This is a genomic window from Pseudomonas sp. GM74 (genome assembly GCF_000282455.1).
In the GTDB taxonomy this organism is placed as follows: Bacteria; Pseudomonadota; Gammaproteobacteria; order Pseudomonadales; family Pseudomonadaceae; genus Aquipseudomonas.
Genome location: NZ_AKJG01000088.1, coordinates 1 through 1,321, shown reverse-complemented (window position 1 = coordinate 1,321; position 1,321 = coordinate 1). Strand labels below are relative to the sequence as shown.

Here is a 1,321-nt window from a genome sequence, read left to right as displayed (position 1 = left end):
TCACCATTGCCTGTGGCGCGGTGTCGGGTTTCCATGCGCTGATCGCTTCCGGCACCACGCCGAAGTTGCTCGCCAGTGAGGGGCATGCCCGCTACATCGGTTACGGCGGCATGCTGATGGAATCGTTCGTGGCGATCATGGCCATGGTCGCGGCTTCGGTGATCGATCCGGGTGTGTACTTCGCCATGAACAGCCCGGCCGCCGTGGTCGGTGCCGATGCGGTGGCCGTCGCGCAAACCGTCAGCAGTTGGGGCTTTGCCATTACCCCGGAAGCCCTGCAAGCGGTAGCCCATGACATCGGTGAAACCACCATCCTGGCCCGTGCCGGCGGCGCGCCAACCCTGGCGGTCGGTATCGCGCAGATCCTGCACCACGTGTTGCCGGGCGAGAACACCATGGCGTTCTGGTACCACTTCGCGATCCTGTTCGAAGCGCTGTTCATCCTGACCGCGGTCGACGCCGGTACCCGCGCCGGGCGCTTCATGTTGCAGGACTTGCTCGGCTCCTTCGTCCCGGCGCTCAAACGCACCGAATCCTGGACCGCCAACCTGGTGGCCACCGCCGGTTGCGTGGCCATGTGGGGTTATCTGCTGTACCAGGGCGTGATCGATCCGTTGGGGGGCATCAACACCCTGTGGCCGCTGTTCGGTATCTCCAACCAGATGCTGGCCGGTATCGCCCTGATGCTCGGCACCGTGGTGCTGATCAAGATGAAGCGCCAGCGTTATGTCTGGGTCACCTTGCTGCCGGCAGTATGGTTGCTGATCTGCACCACGACAGCGGGCTTCATCAAGCTGTTCGACGCCAACCCGGCGATCGGCTTCCTGGCCCTGGCGAAGAAGTACAGCGATGCGCTGGCCAATGGTCAGGTGCTGGCCCCGGCCAAGAGCATCGACCAGATGCAGCACGTGATCTTCAACGCCTACACCAACGCAACGCTGACTGCTTTGTTCCTGTTCGTGGTGTTCAGCATCCTGTTCTTCGCGCTCAAGGTCGGCATTGCTGCCTGGGGCACCAAGGAACGCACGGACAAGGAAGCGCCATATCAAGCGCTGCCGGATGCCTGATCATGTTCAATGACCTGAGTCGCCTCGGTAAATACCTCGGTCAGGCCGCGCGCCTGATGGTCGGCATGCCCGACTACGACAACTACGTCGAGCATATGCAGAGCAAGCACCCGGACAAACCGGTGATGGACTACGAGGCGTTCTTCCGCGAGCGCCAGGAAGCCCGTTACGGCAGTAAAGCCGGACCGAAGTGCTGTTGAGTGTCATAAAAAACCGGCTGAACAGCTAATGCCCGTCAGTTAAGCAATTTCAGC

Annotated in this window: 2 protein-coding genes; both read left to right on the top strand. The window is 61.5% G+C overall.

Going from position 1 to position 1,321, the window contains the following annotated elements; translation table 11 throughout:
• Positions 1-1,067, top strand: a 1,067-nt coding sequence (locus tag PMI34_RS10525) for a carbon starvation CstA family protein (protein WP_008051270.1), incomplete at its 5' end; no start/stop codon positions are given.
• A gap of 2 nt (positions 1,068-1,069) precedes the next feature.
• Positions 1,070-1,267: a YbdD/YjiX family protein gene (locus PMI34_RS10530; RefSeq protein ID WP_008051268.1), complete on the top strand. Its 198-nt coding sequence runs from the start codon at positions 1,070-1,072 to the stop codon at positions 1,265-1,267.
• The last annotated feature ends 54 nt before the right edge of the window (positions 1,268-1,321 follow it).